This is a genomic window from Streptomyces sp. NPDC002446 (assembly GCF_053595675.1).
This window is the reverse complement of record NZ_JBSFYC010000029.1, coordinates 1-14,593: the sequence shown is the minus strand read 5'-3', so window position 1 is coordinate 14,593 and position 14,593 is coordinate 1. Positions and strand designations below refer to the sequence as shown.

The window sequence follows — 14,593 nt, the reverse complement described above, 5'->3', positions numbered from 1 at the left end:
GCCGGTGTCCGTCCGTTCGGTCGCCACATGCGGTAACTGCCGTGCCAAGAAGCGCACTTGAGCGCGTTCGAAGCTGCCATAACAGCCGTGGTGTTGTCTGTGACACGACGCACGGCGGCGCGGGGCATAGTCGGCGGCGGCCCGGACGAGCCCCCCCTCGTACCCGCGGAGATCTGTCGTGGGCATGGCACCCGCCACGCCACCCCACCCGCGGAGCCGCGGCGCCCCGCACCACCGGCCGCGTCGCCTCGCTCACAGTTTTTGCAACTTGTTGCATAAGGGCCCGCGGCTGGTCTACAACGTTGCGTACGTCCACCCCGCAAGGAGTCCGCCATGAGCCCCGCGAGCCCCGCCAGCCCGTATCCGCACCTGATGAGCCCGCTCGACCTCGGGTTCACCACGCTCCCCAACCGGGTGCTCATGGGGTCGATGCACATCGGCCTGGAGGAGGCCGAGAACGGGTTCGAGCGGATGGCCGCCTTCTACGCCGCGCGGGCGCGGGGCGGCGTCGGCCTGATGGTGACCGGCGGGATCGCGCCGAACGACGCGGGACGGCCGTACGAGGGCGGTGCCAAGCTCACCACGGAGGCGGAGGCGGCGCAGCACCGGACCGTGACCGAGGCGGTGCACGCGGCGGGCGGGCGGATCGCGATGCAGATCCTGCACTTCGGGCGGTACGCGTACCACGCCGATCTGGTCGCCCCGAGTGCGATCCAGGCGCCGATCAGCCCCTTCACCCCGCACGCGCTCACCGACGACGAGGTCGAGCAGACCGTCGAGGACTATGTCCGGGCCGCGGAGCTGGCGAAGTCCGCCGGGTACGACGGCGTCGAGATCATGGGCTCGGAAGGGTATTTGATCAACGAGTTCATCGCGGGCGCGACCAATCACCGTACGGACCGGTGGGGCGGCTCGTACGAGAACCGGGTGCGCTTTCCGCTGGAGATCGTGCGCCGCATCCGGGAGCGCGTGGGCGCGGACTTCATCCTGATCTACCGGCTGTCGATGCTGGACCTGGTCCCGGGCGGATCGACGCTGGAGGAGGTGATCACGCTCGCCAAGGAGATCGAGGCGGCGGGCGCGACGATCATCAACACCGGCATCGGATGGCACGAGGCCCGCATCCCGACCATCGCGACGTCGGTGCCGCGCGGGGCGTACACCTGGGTGACGAAGCGGCTGATGGGGTCGGTCTCGGTGCCCCTGGTGACCAGCAACCGGATCAACACCCCCGAGGTGGCGGAGGAGCTGCTCGCCGACGGGCGGGCCGACATGGTCTCGATGGCCCGGCCCTTCCTGGCCGATCCGGACTTCGTGGGGAAGGCCCGGGAGGGCCGGGCCGCGGAGATCAACACCTGCATCGGGTGCAACCAGGCCTGCCTCGACCACACCTTCAGCGGGAAGATCACCTCGTGTCTGGTCAATCCGCGGGCCTGCCATGAGACCGAGCTGGTGCTCGCGCCGACGCGGCTGCGCAAGCGGCTCGCGGTGGTCGGCGCCGGGCCGGCGGGGCTGGCGTGCGCCGTGTCGGCCGCCGAACGCGGCCATGACGTCACGCTGTTCGACGCCGCGGCGGAGATCGGCGGTCAGCTGAACATCGCCAAGCGGGTGCCGGGCAAGGAGGAGTTCGACGAGACGCTGCGCTACTTCCGTACCCAGCTCGCGCTGCGGGGGGTGGAGGTGCGGCTGAACACCCCCGTCGCGGCCGGTGATCTCGACGCGTACGACGAGGTGGTCGTCGCCACCGGTGTCACCCCGCGCGTCCCGGAGATCGCGGGGATCGACCACCCGAGCGTCGTCAGCTACCTCGATGTGCTGCGCGACGGCGCGCCGGTGGGCGAGCGGGTCGCGATCATCGGCGCGGGCGGCATCGGCTTCGACGTCGCGGAGTTCCTGACCGATGCCGGCGACGGGGCGAGCCGGGATCCGGAGACGTACTTCCGCGCCTGGGGTGTGGACACCGCGTACGGCGAGCGCGGCGGGCTGCGGGCGCCCGAGCGGGCCGGGGCGCCGCGCCAGGTGCATCTGCTCCAGCGCAAGACGTCGAAGGTGGGCGCCGGGCTGGGCAAGACCACGGGCTGGATCCACCGTACGGAGCTGCGGCACCGGGGGGTCACGATGATCGCCGGGGCGTCGTACGAGCGGATCGACGACGAGGGGCTGCACCTCACGGTCGACGGGGCGGCCGTCACGCTCGCCGTGGACACCGTCGTGCTGTGCACCGGGCAGGAGCCGCGCCGGGAGCTGCACGAGGAGCTGCGGGCGCGGGGGCGGGCCGTGCATCTGATCGGCGGGGCGGACGTCGCCGCCGAGCTGGACGCCAAGCGCGCGATCAAGCAGGGCACGGAGCTGGCGGCGGCCCTGTGACCTGCGGCCGCCGTGCCGGGGACGGGCCTTGTGGGCCGGGCCCGTCCTAGGATTCCCCCATGTCCCTCCCGCACGCGATCCTCACCGCCCTGCTAGAGAAGCCGTCGTCGGGGCTGGAGCTGACCCACCGGTTCGACCGGTCGATCGGGTACTTCTGGCCGGCCACGCATCAGCAGATCTACCGGGAGCTGGGGAAGCTGGAGCAGGCCGGGCTCATCCGGGCGCTGCCCTCCGAGCAGCCGACCCGGGGGCAGAAGAAGGAGTTCGAGGTGCTGCCCGCGGGACGCGCGGAGCTGACCGGCTGGGCGTCCGGCGAGCAGGACGACAAGCCCGTCCGCAACGCGCTGCTGGTGCGGCTGCGGGCGGCGGCGGTGGTGGGGCGCGCCGGTCTCGACGAGGAGCTCGGCCGTCATCTGGCGCTGCACCGGCGGCAGTTGGCGGAGTACCAGAAGATCGAGGGGCGCGACTTCAGCGCCGCACAGGCTCCGGAGGACCGGCTGCGGCGGCTCGTACTGCGGGCCGGGATCGGGCTGGAGACGTTCTGGGTGGAGTGGCTGGAGGAGGCGTTGGCGGAGGTGGCGGACCTGGGGCCGGACTCCGCGGCGGGCGCCGGGGCGGACGAGGGCCCGGGCGGGCGGCCCGGGGAGTGAGCCCCGGGCCGCCCGCCGGACGCCGTCAGCAGTTGTCGTAGATCAGGGCGCGCACCAGGCGGCAGGTCGTGTCGGACGGGGTGTGCACCCCGATCTCCGCGGCGGTGCTGCGGATCTTGTGGTTGTGGGCCTGCTCGGGGCGGTAGACGCCGGTGTCGAGGAGGGCTATGGCGAGCCGCATGGCCTTCAGGCGGCGGTTGTGCGATTCGTACCGCTCGCGCGGCCATCCGGCGGGCAGCGGCTTCTTGGGCAGCGGGTGGGCGGGGAGAGGCTTCGTCATGAGTGTGGCAGCGGCCATCGGCGACCTCCTGGAGCGTGGGAAAACCCTCACTGACTGGTTCCCATTCTACTGGCCACCACTGACAAAAGCCCCTGGCCAGGGGCGATTTGGGGCCCCTGGCCAGGGTGGTTTCAGGGCCTTGTGGCCATGGCCCGCAGACGGGCCTTGTCGGGCTTGCCGACGGGGGTGAGCGGGAGCTCGTCGAGGAGGCGGACGGTGCTCGGGGCGTACATCGCGCCCTTGTGCTCGGTGACGAAGGCACGGAGGGCGGCGGCGTCCACGCGGTGGCCCGGGGCGGGCACGACCGCGGCGTGCACCTCCTCCGTCTCGTCGGCCGTACGCACCCCGTAGACGGCGCACTGGGCGACATCCGGGTGGCCGTGCAGCAGGTCCTCGACCTCCGCCGGGTGGACATGGCCGCCGACGACGATGATCAGGTCCTTGATCCGGTCGACGAGGTAGAGCCGGCCGTCGTCGTCCAGGCAGCCTGCGTCGCCGGTGCGCAGCCAGCCGTCACCGGGCAGCGCCTGCGCGCTCGGTCCGGGCTGCTTCCAGTAGCCGGACATCACGCCGGCGGAGCGTACGTGGACCTCGCCCTGCTCCCCCGCCGGCAGGTCCCGCCCCTCGGCGTCACGGATGGCGAGTTCGACACCGGGCAGGGCGCGGCCGACGGTGATCCGGCCGCCGGGGCCGGTCGGGGTGTGGTCCTCGGGCAGGGCGACGGTGATCGACATCGCCTCGGACATGCCGTAGATCCCGTACAGCACCGGGCCGAAGGCCTTGGCGGCCTGCACCAGCCGGGACGGGGAGGCCGCGCAGCCGCCGTAGGTGATGCTGGTGAGCGAGCCGAGGTCGGTGGCGGGGAGGGTGGGGTCGTCCAGGAGGCGGTAGAGGAGCGGGGGCAGCAGCCACAGATGGCTGATGCGGTCGTGGGCGATGGCGGCCAGGACGGCGGTGGGGTCGAAGGCGCGGTGCAGTACGACGCTGCCGCCGGCCGCGAGCGCCACATCGGCCAGCACGCCCGCCAGATGGGCGAGCGAGGTGCAGGCGAGGAAACGGGGCGGTCCGCCGGGGGCCGCCGGCTGCTGGGCGAGCATCTTGGCGTACGGGGCGTGCGCCATCCGGACTCCCTTGGGGATGCCGGTCGTGCCACCCGTGTAGCGGATGGACCAGTCGTCCTCCGGGCGGGCGGCACCCGGCACGACGGGAGTCGAGGGCAGGGCGGCGCAGGCCGCCAGCAGGTCGGTGCCGAGGCCGGCCGGCGCCGGACCGAAGGTCATGACCTTTGGCAGCGGCCCTTCGGTGTGGGCCAGGAGGGCTCGTGCGGACGCGTGCAGCTCCGGGTCGACGAGGAGCAGCGCGGTCTCGGCGCTCGCCGCTATCCGGGCCAGGACCTCGGGGGCCATGCCGTCGTAGAGGAGGACCACGCGGGCGCCGAGGAGGTTGGCGGCGTAGCGGGCGGCGAGCGCCTCGGGGCGGTTGCCGCTGAGGACCGAGACGGTCCGGCCGCGGCCGATGCCGTGCTCGGCGAGGACTGCCGCCATGCGGTGGACGGCGGCGTGTAAGGCGCCGGCGGTGACCTCGGGGCGGGCCCCGGCGCCCGGTGCACCGGTGGCCTCGGGCGGGGCCTTGGGGCCGGTCAGTACGGTGCGGTCGGGATCGCGGGCGAGGGCGGCCAGGACGGTGTCGACATAGCTGGTGAATCCGGTGGCAGGCGGCATGGCGGCGGGGCTCCTGGGTGCGGGCGCGGTACGGCTGACGCCGCTGACGCTACGGGCCGCCACTCATGCTCTCCACGACCAATTGCGCCATGTGGTCATGTCCTCAGGGGCATGAGCGGGGCCAGGGTCTCCTCCGCCGCGGCGAGGATCTCGGTGACCCGCAGGCCGAAGTGGATGTCGCAGGCGTTGGGCAGGCCGGTCCCGGCGGCGGCGAGCAGGGCGTCGACGGCGCGGTGGTAGGCCGCGTCCGGGCCGTGCCGGCGGCGGGGCAGGGTGGTGGTGCCGGCGGTGCCGCGGAGGGTGACCTCGACGCCGGCGCCGGCGGCCGGGGCGCTCAGGCCGACCGTCGCCGAGCTGGCCGCCCCGCTGCTGTGACGCATCGTCAGCAGCACCGTGTCGGCCGGCCCCCGGGCGGCGGTGACCGCCTCCGCGTCGCCGAGGACCGCGAGGAGCACGGAGAGCGCATGCGGCCCGATGTCCCACAGGCCGCCCTTCTCGCGCCGCCAGGGCGAGCGGGCGTAGGGGCTGGTGGTGTCCTCGACGAAGACCGGGGCGAGCCAGTCGGCGTGCGCGGTGAACCAGCCGCCGGCGGCCGCCTGGGCGGCGATCCACTCGCCCTCCTCCGCTCCGAAGCGCGCGGTGAAGAAGACCACCGAGGCGACACCGGCGCGGTCGGCGGCCTCGGCCGCGGCGCGGGCCTCGGGCACGGACGTGGCGACCGGCTTGTCCAGGAGGAGGTGGCAGCCCGCCGCGGCGGCGCGGGCCGCCAAGGGGGCCTGGACGGACGGCGGCAGGGCGATCGCGACGGCGTCGCAGGCGGCGAACAGCTCCTCGGGGGCGGCGTACGGGCGGGAGTCGTGGGCCTGGGCGAGCGCGGCGGCGGCCTCCGGCCTGCGCCCCCAGATACCGGTGAGCTCGCCGCCGGGGTGCGCGGCGAGGGCGGGGGCGTGGACGCTGCGCGCCCAGGGGCCGGTGCCGAGGAGTCCGATGCGCATGGTCGTCATGGGGCCAGTGTCCCGCGGGGCGCGGCGCGGCACGAGCAGCCGGACGGCCGCGGGCCCGGCGGATAATCCGTATGCCCGTACGCGGCGGCGGTGTTACGTTGCACGGGCCGGCCGCGGGACTCCGGTGCGACTTCCGGACCTGCTCTGCAAAGCAACGATTCGCTGCTCGTGCCCCCATTCCCCGGCCGGCATCCGACCAAGGGGGGAGGACGCGGTGGCGAGCAGCCCGGATCTGGTGGCGGCCGAGGACGTGCTGCTGTTCGTCAATGCCGCGATCACCTCCACCGGACAGCGCGAATTCCGCTCCGACGCCGCTGAGCAGCGGCTGTCGCTGGACTTCCTCCACGCGTACGTACGGGTCAACTACCGCCCTCTGTATGCCGCCGCGCTCGCGCTGGACATCAACGACCACAACGCGGCGCTGATCGTGCGCCGACTGCTGGAGACCGCGGGCGAGGCGACGGCCGAGGAGCGGGTGACCGAGGGACGGCTGATCGCGGCCCGGCTGGCACGGCTGCCCGCACCGCGCGTCTACCGCCTGTTCCGCGCCCTGCGCGCCGCCAAGGTCAACAACCGCCGCACCCGCGCGATCATGCGCGACTGGCTCGCGGCGCGCCCGACCCGGCCCTGGACGCCGTGAAGTACCGCGCCGGCCTCCGGTGCGCGGCGCGCCACGCCCATCTGCCGCTGGACGGGCCGGACGGCACCGCCGCCGAGCTGGGCGACTTCCTCTTCGCACCGCACCGCCGCAAGCACTTCACCACCCCGCTGCTGGACGCCTGGCGCCGGGCGCACTACGAGCAGGGCGCGGTGTACGAGCTGCCGTTCACCGTCGCCGAGGGGTTCGGGGCGGCGCACGGCATCGACCGCCGTGTCTTCCTGGAGCGGATCGCACCGCGGATGACGCGGCTGGAGCGGCTGCGGGTACAGGAGTCGGCCCGCAACCGGCGCGCCGAGGTGGACGTCGATCTCGCCCGCCTGCCGCTGACCCGGCTGGCCTCGTACGTGCTGGGGCTGCCGCTCGACGACCGGGCCGCCCGGCGCGCCGAGCTGACCGGTGCGCTGCGGGCGGCGGCGCGGCGGACGGCCGGTGCACGGGCCGGGACGTGGGGCGCCGTGGCGGCCGTACTCGACGACAGCTTCTCCACCACCGGCTCGCGGCAGAAGCGGCAGCGCCCCCTGGCGACCGCGCTGGCCTGCCACTTCCTGCTGGAGGCGCTGGCGGGGTCGTATGTGCCGCACTGGACCTCGGGGCGGCGGGACCCGCTGCTCGTGTACCCCTACGGGCCGACGCCGCTGGGGATGCGGCTGCTCGACGCGCTGGAGGGCGCGCCGGAGCGGCTGGTGATCGTGTCGGACGGGTGGGACAACGCGCCGCCCGGCCTGGCCGGTGAGGTGCTGCGGGTGTGGCGCGCCCGGCTCGATCCGGAGCGCCGTACCTCCGTGGTGCACCTCAACCCGGTGTACGACGCCGAGGACTTCACCGTACGGCGGCTGTCCGCCGCGGTGCCGACGGCCGGGGTGCGCGATGCGGAGGATCTGCCGGCGCTGGTGCAGCTGGCGCGGTTCGCGGAGGGGCGGACGGGGCTGGCGGAGCTGCGGGCCCATATGGACGACCGGGTGCGGCGGTTCCTGAACGGGGAGACGGGGCGGGAGGCGGTGGCGGTATGAACCGGCTGGATCTGAGCGGGCTGCGGGCCCGGCCGGCCCAGGTGTGGGGCGCGGTCCGGCTCGTCCCGTTGGTGCGCGCGGAGCCGATCCGCGATCTGCGGCTGCACCGCGAGCTCTACGAGGACGGGACGGCGACCGTACGCGCCGACGGGAGCGCGTCCTACACCTCGTACATTCCGCATGGGTTCGTGGCCAACTGGACGGGTGACGGATCGCCCGCCGCCGCGTACGGCTCGCAGCTGAGCGAGGGGCGCGGCGGCCCGGTCGCCTGTGCGCCGCTGCACGTTCCCCGCAGGCTCGTCCACCGGCGCGGCAAGGGGCACTCCAGGGGGCGGCCGTCCGACGGCCCTTGGGGCGGGCTGCGTTTCCTGCCGCTCCATCTCGCGCTCGACGGCTATCTGGCACTGCACTTCGGCGGCCCGCCGGTCCTCTGGGAGGAGTGGACCCGGCGGGCGGTGCGCGACGGGCTCTCGCCGCGTGCGGAGCGGGCGTACCTGGGCGAGCGGGTGCCCGGCCTCGACGACGCACTGCGGGTCTTCGAGATCCATCCGGGGCAGTGCGGGGTGATGGTGTACGTCGCCGACGCGCTGGCCGCCGCCTTCGTGGTGCCGCACCCGGACGACTACCGGGCGCTGCACCCGTCGCTGCTGCAGGACCTGTACGGCGAGCTGATGTACCAGTACGCCCTCTACGGCGGCCCGGTGGCGGACTTCACGGCGACGATCGCGGCGGAGTACATCACCTCGCTCACGGACCTGCGGGCCGCCGCCGGGCGCCGGGCGCGGGAGTGGGAGGCGCAGCACGCCGGCCTGATGGCGGACGAGCTGCTCGACGAGTCCTATGACGTCCGCCAGGTGTACCGGATGGGGCGCTTTCGGCTCTCGCGCTTCCTGCCGCCGTTCGCGCTGCACCGCACCCAGCACATCGGCGAGCTGATCACCGACGGGAAGGGGCGGATCGCCTACCTCAAGACGTTCCGGCTCACCGACAAGCAGGTCCGGCGGGGCCACGTACTGCACCGGCTCGCCGCGCACGAGTGGCATGTGGGGCGCACCGCGGAGGCGATGGGGATCAGCGGCCAGGAGCTGAGGCGGCGCGTCTGCCGTCTGGGATTCGAGGGGCTGCTGAAGCGGTCCGGTTGAGCCCGGTTGAGCCGTGCGCCACACCGCAGGGAACAAAGCGGAACATATCGAGCTGGACAAACCAGGGCACATACGGGCCAACGGCTACGGAACTGCGGGATGTCCGGTTGAGTAACCTGCGGTTCACATACGGGCAACGGACGGGAAACGGCCTGTTGCGAATGTGCGGCAGTACGCCCGCACGCGTACCCGCACCTACCCGTATAAGAGGACCCCGTGACCATCAAGGCCGAGTACATCTGGATCGACGGCACCCAGCCGACCGCCAAGCTCCGTTCCAAGACCAGGATCCTGGCGGATGGGTCCAAGCTGCCTCGCTGGGGCTTCGACGGGTCCAGCACCAACCAGGCCGAGGGCCGCTCCTCGGACCTCGTCCTGGAGCCGGTGTTCAGCTGCCCCGACCCGATCCGCGGCGGCGACCACCTGCTGGTGCTGTGCGAGGTGCTCAACACCGACCTGACCCCGCACTCCTCCAACACCCGTGCGCTGCTGCGCCCGGTGGCGGAGAAGTTCGCCGGCCAGGAGCCGATCTTCGGCATCGAGCAGGAGTACACCTTCCTCAAGGGCGAGCGTCCGCTGGGCTTCCCCGAGGGCGGCGGCTTCCCGGCCCCGCAGGGCGACTACTACTGCGGCGTGGGCGCCGACGCGATCTTCGGCCGGGAGATCGTCGAGAAGCACCTCGACCTGTGCCTGGCGGCCGGCCTCGGCCTGTCCGGCATCAACGCCGAGGTCATGCCCGGCCAGTGGGAGTTCCAGGTCGGCGCGCTGCCGCCGCTGGAGGTCTCGGACCACATGTGGGTGGCGCGCTGGCTGCTGCACCGTACGGCCGAGGAGTTCGGCGTCACCGCGTCGCTGGACGCCAAGCCCGCCAAGGGCGACTGGAACGGCGCGGGCGCGCACACCAACTTCTCCACCCGCGCGATGCGTGAGGGCTACGACGCGATCATCACCGCCTGCGAGGCGCTGGGCGAGGGCGACAAGCCGCTGGAGCACGTCCGCCAGTACGGCACCGGCATCGAGGACCGGCTGACCGGCGCGCACGAGACCGCGCCGTGGGACGAGTTCAGCTACGGCGCCTCCGACCGCGGTGCCTCGGTGCGCATCCCCTGGCAGGTCGAGGTCGAGAAGAAGGGCTACATCGAGGACCGCCGGCCGAACGCCAACGTCGACCCGTACGTGGTCACCCGGCTGATCGTGGACACCTGCTGCACGGAGCTGGCGCGCCGCGAGCAGATCTGAACCAGGCACAACGCCTGATGCATCGGCGCGAAGGGCCGGGCCGGCCGGCCCGGCCCTTCGGCGTGCCGCCCCTCCCGCCCGGCGCGGTCCGTCGCGCCGGACCGGGGCCGATTGTCAGTGGCGGCTGGCAGGCTGGGTGCATGCTTGCGATCAACGTCAAGACCGACACCGGGGCGGACCGCGGCCGCCGATGGAGCCTGCGATGACACCCCGTATGCCCTGGCTCGCACCGCTGTACGTCGGCGCCGTCCAGCTCGGCGCGTACGCCACCGCCCGCCTGCCGAAGGGCCGGCGCACGGAGCTGCTGCGCCGGCACTCCACCAATGTCGCCAATCTGCGGGCCGGCCGCTGGGAGACGCTGGCCACCAGCGCGGCGCTCGTCGAGGAACCGCTGCCGGTGCCCTACGCCGCCGCGCTGCTCGCCGCCCTGGGCACGGCCGAGACACGCTGGGGCGCCGCGCGCGCGGCCGGGGTGTTCGCGGCCGGACACACCGGCGCCAGCCTGCTGGTGTACGCGGGGCTGCGCGGCCGGGTGCGTGGGGGCACCACCCATGCCCTTGAGGCAAGGGGGGAGGCGCCGCCCGACGCGACCGCGCGGGCCGTCGACGTCGGGGCCAGCTACGGCTTCAACGCCACGCTGGGCGCCCTCGCCGCGAGCGTCCCGCACCGCGGCGCGCGGACCGCGGCCACCGCCGGGCTGCTGGCCCTAGGCATACGTCCGGTGCTGCGACGCGGGCGGACGTTCACCGACGCCGGGCATCTGGTGGCGCTGGCGCTCGGAGTGGCGATGGGGCACGGGATGCGGGCCGGCGCGGAGCGACGCACCACGAGAGGGACAAGCCGGATATAGCCGGAGTGCTCCACCCATCGATTTCCGGCCACCGGACACCCGCCTCCGCATCCCCAACTCCGTGACGAAGAAGCCGAGTCGGATCCGGATCACCCCCGGCCCCGCCACCTGCGCGGGCCGGGCACGGCGGAATCCCGTCACACCACCACCCGAGCGGGGACAGATCACCGGCTGTCTGGTTCAATGGGGTCATGGCCAGCCTCACCGACACCGCGACAGGTCGCAGCGACCTCGAGCCTTTCTGGCCGTCCCGGCAGGCGCACGCATTCGACCGTCTGTGTTGCCGCGCGCACTGAGCGCGGGCCCGCACATGCCTCACCGACGCCGCTGAACCGGCGTCCCCAGCCCTGCCCGCGCGCACGACGTCCCCGACGCCCCTCTGCGCGAAAGAGCTGACTCCCATGACGAACGTCCGTACCCTGACCGCCGGTTCCACGACGGCTCCCGCTTCGCCCCGCACCACCCCGCACCGGCACCGACTGCGCGCCGTGACCCCCGACGAGGTGCCGCCGGTGGCGGAACTCCTCCACTCCGGCGCGACCTGGCTGCCGGCTCCCCAGCACAGCCTGCCCGCGCTGCCCGGCCAGCCGCCGATGGTCGGCTACCTGGTCCTCGTACCGGCCGAACAGGCCGCCGCCGCGCAGCCCGTCGCCGAACCCGCGCCCGCACCCGCGCCCACCGGCGACGCGATCGTGCAGATCGACCCCGAGCAGCGGACCGCGCAGGTCCAGGGCCGGCCGCTGGATCTGACGTACCTCGAATTCGAGCTGCTGGCACACCTGGTCGCGCATCCGCACCGGGTGCACACCCGCGACCAGCTGGTGACCACGGTGTGGGGGTACGGCCATGTCGGCGACGGCCGCACCGTCGACGTCCATGTCGCCCGGCTGCGCCGCAAGTTGGGCGTCGAGCACCGCTCCTCGATCGTCACGGTGCGCCGGGTCGGCTACAAGTACGTGCCGAGCCTCTGAGACCGGGACTGCCGGCGACGGGCGCCCGCCCGCCCTCCTCGGAGCGGGCGGGCGCACACCCGCCGCCCCTCCGGTGCAGCCACCCCACACCGCCCGCCACCAGCAAGCCGATCGCGGACGCCAGCAGCATCGCCCTGGCCGGTGAGTCGGTGAGCGCCGCGCCGCCCAGGCCGCCGAGGGCCGCGCTGCACAGCGCCCAGACGCCCGCGCCCAGCGCGTCCAGCAGGACGAAGCGACGCAGCGGGAAGCGGACGCTTCCGGTGGCCAGGGCCGAGACCACCCGGCCACCGGGCACGAAACGGCCGGCGATGACGAGCAGCGCGGCGTGCCGCTCGACCCTCGCACGGGCCCTGGCGTGCCGGGCCCGGCCGCGTTCGCCGCGCAGCAGCCGGCCGATCGCGCGCGGACCCGCGTACCGCCCCACCGCGTAGCCGAGGCAGTCGCCGCCCAGCGCCCCGGCCGCCGCGACGCCCGCCAGCAGGGCGAGCAGCGGCAGGTCGGGGCCGATGAGCACGGCGACCAGGACGACCGTGGTCTCGCTCGGCATGAACGGCAGCAGCGCGTCGAGGCCGGACACCAGCAGGACGACCAGCCACAGCCAGGGCGAGCCCAGCATGCCCTGGAGCGGCTCGGCGAGCTGGTCGAGCTGGTCAAACATGGGCGGGGGTGTCCCGGATGCCCGCGGTCGCCCCCGGCGTGTGCCGCACCGCCGCACCCCGTACCGGCCGCGTGGCCGCCGCCGGGCGCCCGCCCAGCACCGCCCGTGCCGCCAGCGCCGCCAACTCCCGCCGGTCCAGGCCCGGATCGCGGCCCGCCGCCGTCAACACCGGATGCGCGGTGACGCGTACGGTCAGCGCGCGGGCGGCGAGCACCCGGCGCAGCGAGGCGAGGAAGGTGTCCTCGCCGCAGAACGCGGCCACCGTACTGGGCAGGCCCTGCTGGGTGTACTCGATGGTCACCGGGCGGACCGGGGCGCCCGCGTCGAGGGCGGCCTGGAAGGTGGCCCGGCGGAAGGCGCCCTGGCCGGCGGTGCACCAGGTGGTGGCCTGCGGGAAGACCGCCACCGACCGCCCGGAGGCGAGCATCTCGGACAAGTCGGCCACGGCGTGGGGCAGTCGGCGGGGGCTCGTACGGTCGATGAAGTGCGTACCGGCTCTGCGGGCCAGGCCGCCGACCACCGGCCAGCCGCCGACCTCGCGCTTGGCGAGCAGGGTGACCGGCTCGACGGCGAGCAGGGCGGGGATGTCGAGCCAGGAGATGTGGTTGACGACGAGGAGGGTGCCGGGGCCGCCCGCCCCGGAGGTCAGCGCACCGGCCCCCGGCTCGGGGCTCTCCCGGCGTATGCCCAGCGCGTCGAGGAGCCCTCCGGCGTGGGCCCGCAGCCGTACCGGATCGGCCATCCGCTCACCGTCCGTCAGCGCCCGGCGCACCCGGTGGGCGAACGCCGCCGAGCGCCGGGCGACGCCGGTGGCCGGTATCCGCGGCAGGGCGTGGGCGGCACAGGCCGGGGTGCAGTCCGACCAGATGTCCCAGGGGCCGTGCTTCACCGCTCCCCCAGGAAGTAGCGCCGGTAGCGGTCGCCGAGCCGTTCCATGTCCAGGACGACGAAGAAGTCGGCGACCTCGAACTCCGGGTCGTGGGCGGGCGCGCCGCAGATGTACGCACCGATCCGCAGGTAGCCGCGCAGCAGCGGGGGCAGCTGGGCGAGGCTGGGGCGGTCGGGGGCCGGGACGGTGGAGTGCCAGGGGTGGTGCGGGGTGACCTGCAGCTCGGGCGGCGCGGCGTAGCGGGTGCGGCCCAGCTCCCAGGCGTGGGTGGCGGCGGTGCCGCCGTCGGCGAGCGGGACGGAGGCGCAGCCGGCCAGATAGCGGTGGCCGGAGAGCAGGGTGTAGCGGGCGAGGGCGGCCCACATCTGGGTCATCACGGCGCCGGTGCGGTGGTCGGGGTGGACGCAGGAGCGGCCGGCCTCGATGAGGGAGGGACGCAGCGCCTCCAGCGCGCCGAGGTCGAACTCGCCGTCGGAGTACAGCCGTGGGCTGCGGCCGGGCGGCAGCAGCCGGTAGGTGCCGACGACCTCGCCGGTGGCGGTGCGGGTGACGATGAGGTGGTCGGCGAGCTCGTCGACGGCGTCGATGTCGTGCCCGGCCAGCGGGGAGTGCAGGGTCGCGCCCATCTCGCCGGCGAAGACCTGGTGACGCAGCCGCTGTGCGGCGCGGATCTGCGGAAGCGATGCGGCGATCTGCGCGGTGTACTCGGGCGCGGAGGCCGCGGGTGCCGAGGCCGCGGGTGCCGAGGCCACGGGTGCCGAGGCCGCGGGTGCGGCGGCGTGACCGGGAGCGGTGCCGGGGGTGGACGCGGTCGTTGCCATGCTCATGGGAGCCCTCCATGGGGAGTGGGGAGGCTGCGATAGACCGGCGGGCCACGGCCATGACCTGGCCCTTCTCTACCCGCCAGACTGTTCCCGGGCCCGGCGGCCGGGCGCGTGAAGCGTAGGGAGCGAATGGGTGAGGCTCCGCGTAACACTTCTCGCTGCGCTTGGCTTGGCTTCACACGTTGTCGGCTGGCCCGCCGTGGGGGTTTGTCGCCGTTGCGCCTGCGGCGAGCTGATTGCCGCTGCGCGGGGCGTTTTCGGGGTGCGGTGGCGGTCCTCCGGGGCAGGGTGTCCGGACTGCTTCGCTTTACGTCCGGACACCCTGCC

General features: G+C 74.0%; 12 protein-coding genes and 1 pseudogene. 7 read left to right on the top strand and 6 right to left on the bottom strand.

All coding sequences use genetic code 11. The features are described from left to right. The first annotated feature begins 333 nt into the window (after positions 1-333). Both ACWD6P_RS18235 and ACWD6P_RS18230 read left to right on the top strand, forming a co-directional pair. Positions 334-2,367, top strand: coding sequence for an oxidoreductase (locus ACWD6P_RS18235; RefSeq protein ID WP_451445114.1), 2,034 nt, complete (start codon positions 334-336; stop codon positions 2,365-2,367). Positions 2,368-2,426: 59 nt separating this feature from the next. Further along, positions 2,427-3,017, top strand: coding sequence for a PadR family transcriptional regulator (locus ACWD6P_RS18230; RefSeq protein WP_451445113.1), 591 nt, complete (start codon positions 2,427-2,429; stop codon positions 3,015-3,017). A gap of 25 nt (positions 3,018-3,042) precedes the next feature. Here the strand turns inward: ACWD6P_RS18230 and ACWD6P_RS18225 are convergent, their stop codons facing one another. From ACWD6P_RS18225 to ACWD6P_RS18215, 3 genes are all read right to left on the bottom strand, one after another. Then, the gene (locus ACWD6P_RS18225) at positions 3,043-3,315 is read right to left on the bottom strand and encodes a hypothetical protein (protein ID WP_451445112.1); all 273 of its coding nucleotides are present in this window, start codon (positions 3,313-3,315) and stop codon (positions 3,043-3,045) included. A 113-nt stretch (positions 3,316-3,428) separates the two neighbouring features. Next, entirely contained in the window at positions 3,429-5,018 is a 1,590-nt protein-coding gene (locus tag ACWD6P_RS18220; protein WP_451445111.1) for an AMP-binding protein, read from the bottom strand. A 95-nt stretch (positions 5,019-5,113) separates the two neighbouring features. After that, positions 5,114-6,022, bottom strand: a complete 909-nt coding sequence (locus tag ACWD6P_RS18215) for a Gfo/Idh/MocA family protein (protein WP_451445110.1) — start codon at positions 6,020-6,022, stop codon at positions 5,114-5,116. A gap of 214 nt (positions 6,023-6,236) precedes the next feature. Here ACWD6P_RS18215 and ACWD6P_RS18210 point away from each other — a divergent pair. The 5 genes and pseudogenes from ACWD6P_RS18210 to ACWD6P_RS18190 all read left to right on the top strand — a co-directional run bounded on the left by ACWD6P_RS18210 (position 6,237) and on the right by ACWD6P_RS18190 (position 11,895). Beyond that, positions 6,237-7,693 (top strand): annotated as a pseudogene (locus ACWD6P_RS18210) (hypothetical protein). Then, positions 7,690-8,835 carry an ARPP-2 domain-containing protein gene (locus ACWD6P_RS18205; protein ID WP_451445109.1) on the top strand — a complete coding sequence of 382 codons (1,146 nt, stop codon included), beginning with the start codon at positions 7,690-7,692 and terminating at the stop codon, positions 8,833-8,835. Before ACWD6P_RS18210 ends, ACWD6P_RS18205 begins: the two are co-directional and overlap by 4 nt. Before the next feature lie 216 nt (positions 8,836-9,051). Then, complete coding sequence (glnII, locus tag ACWD6P_RS18200) at positions 9,052-10,074, top strand: glutamine synthetase (protein ID WP_451445108.1); 1,023 nt, start codon at positions 9,052-9,054, stop codon at positions 10,072-10,074. A gap of 202 nt (positions 10,075-10,276) precedes the next feature. Then, positions 10,277-10,924, top strand: coding sequence for a rhomboid-like protein (locus ACWD6P_RS18195; RefSeq protein WP_451445107.1), 648 nt, complete (start codon positions 10,277-10,279; stop codon positions 10,922-10,924). Positions 10,925-11,325: 401 nt separating this feature from the next. Continuing rightward, a complete protein-coding gene (locus ACWD6P_RS18190) occupies positions 11,326-11,895 on the top strand; it encodes a winged helix-turn-helix domain-containing protein (RefSeq protein WP_451445106.1) in 570 nt (189 codons plus the stop codon). Here ACWD6P_RS18190 and ACWD6P_RS18185 read toward each other — a convergent pair. Genes ACWD6P_RS18185 through ACWD6P_RS18175 form a run of 3 tightly spaced genes read right to left on the bottom strand, consistent with a single transcriptional unit; the run spans position 11,852 to position 14,269 of the window. Next, positions 11,852-12,553 (bottom strand): DedA family protein, encoded by a 702-nt coding sequence (locus ACWD6P_RS18185; RefSeq protein WP_451445105.1) that lies wholly within the window; start codon positions 12,551-12,553, stop codon positions 11,852-11,854. The genes ACWD6P_RS18190 and ACWD6P_RS18185 overlap by 44 nt on opposite strands. Beyond that, entirely contained in the window at positions 12,546-13,442 is an 897-nt protein-coding gene (locus tag ACWD6P_RS18180) for a lysophospholipid acyltransferase family protein (protein WP_451445104.1), read from the bottom strand. The genes ACWD6P_RS18185 and ACWD6P_RS18180 overlap by 8 nt, the downstream gene beginning before the upstream one ends. Continuing rightward, positions 13,439-14,269 (bottom strand): GNAT family N-acetyltransferase, encoded by an 831-nt coding sequence (locus tag ACWD6P_RS18175; protein ID WP_451445103.1) that lies wholly within the window; start codon positions 14,267-14,269, stop codon positions 13,439-13,441. Before ACWD6P_RS18175 ends, ACWD6P_RS18180 begins: the two co-directional genes overlap by 4 nt. Between the last annotated feature and the right edge of the window lie 324 nt (positions 14,270-14,593).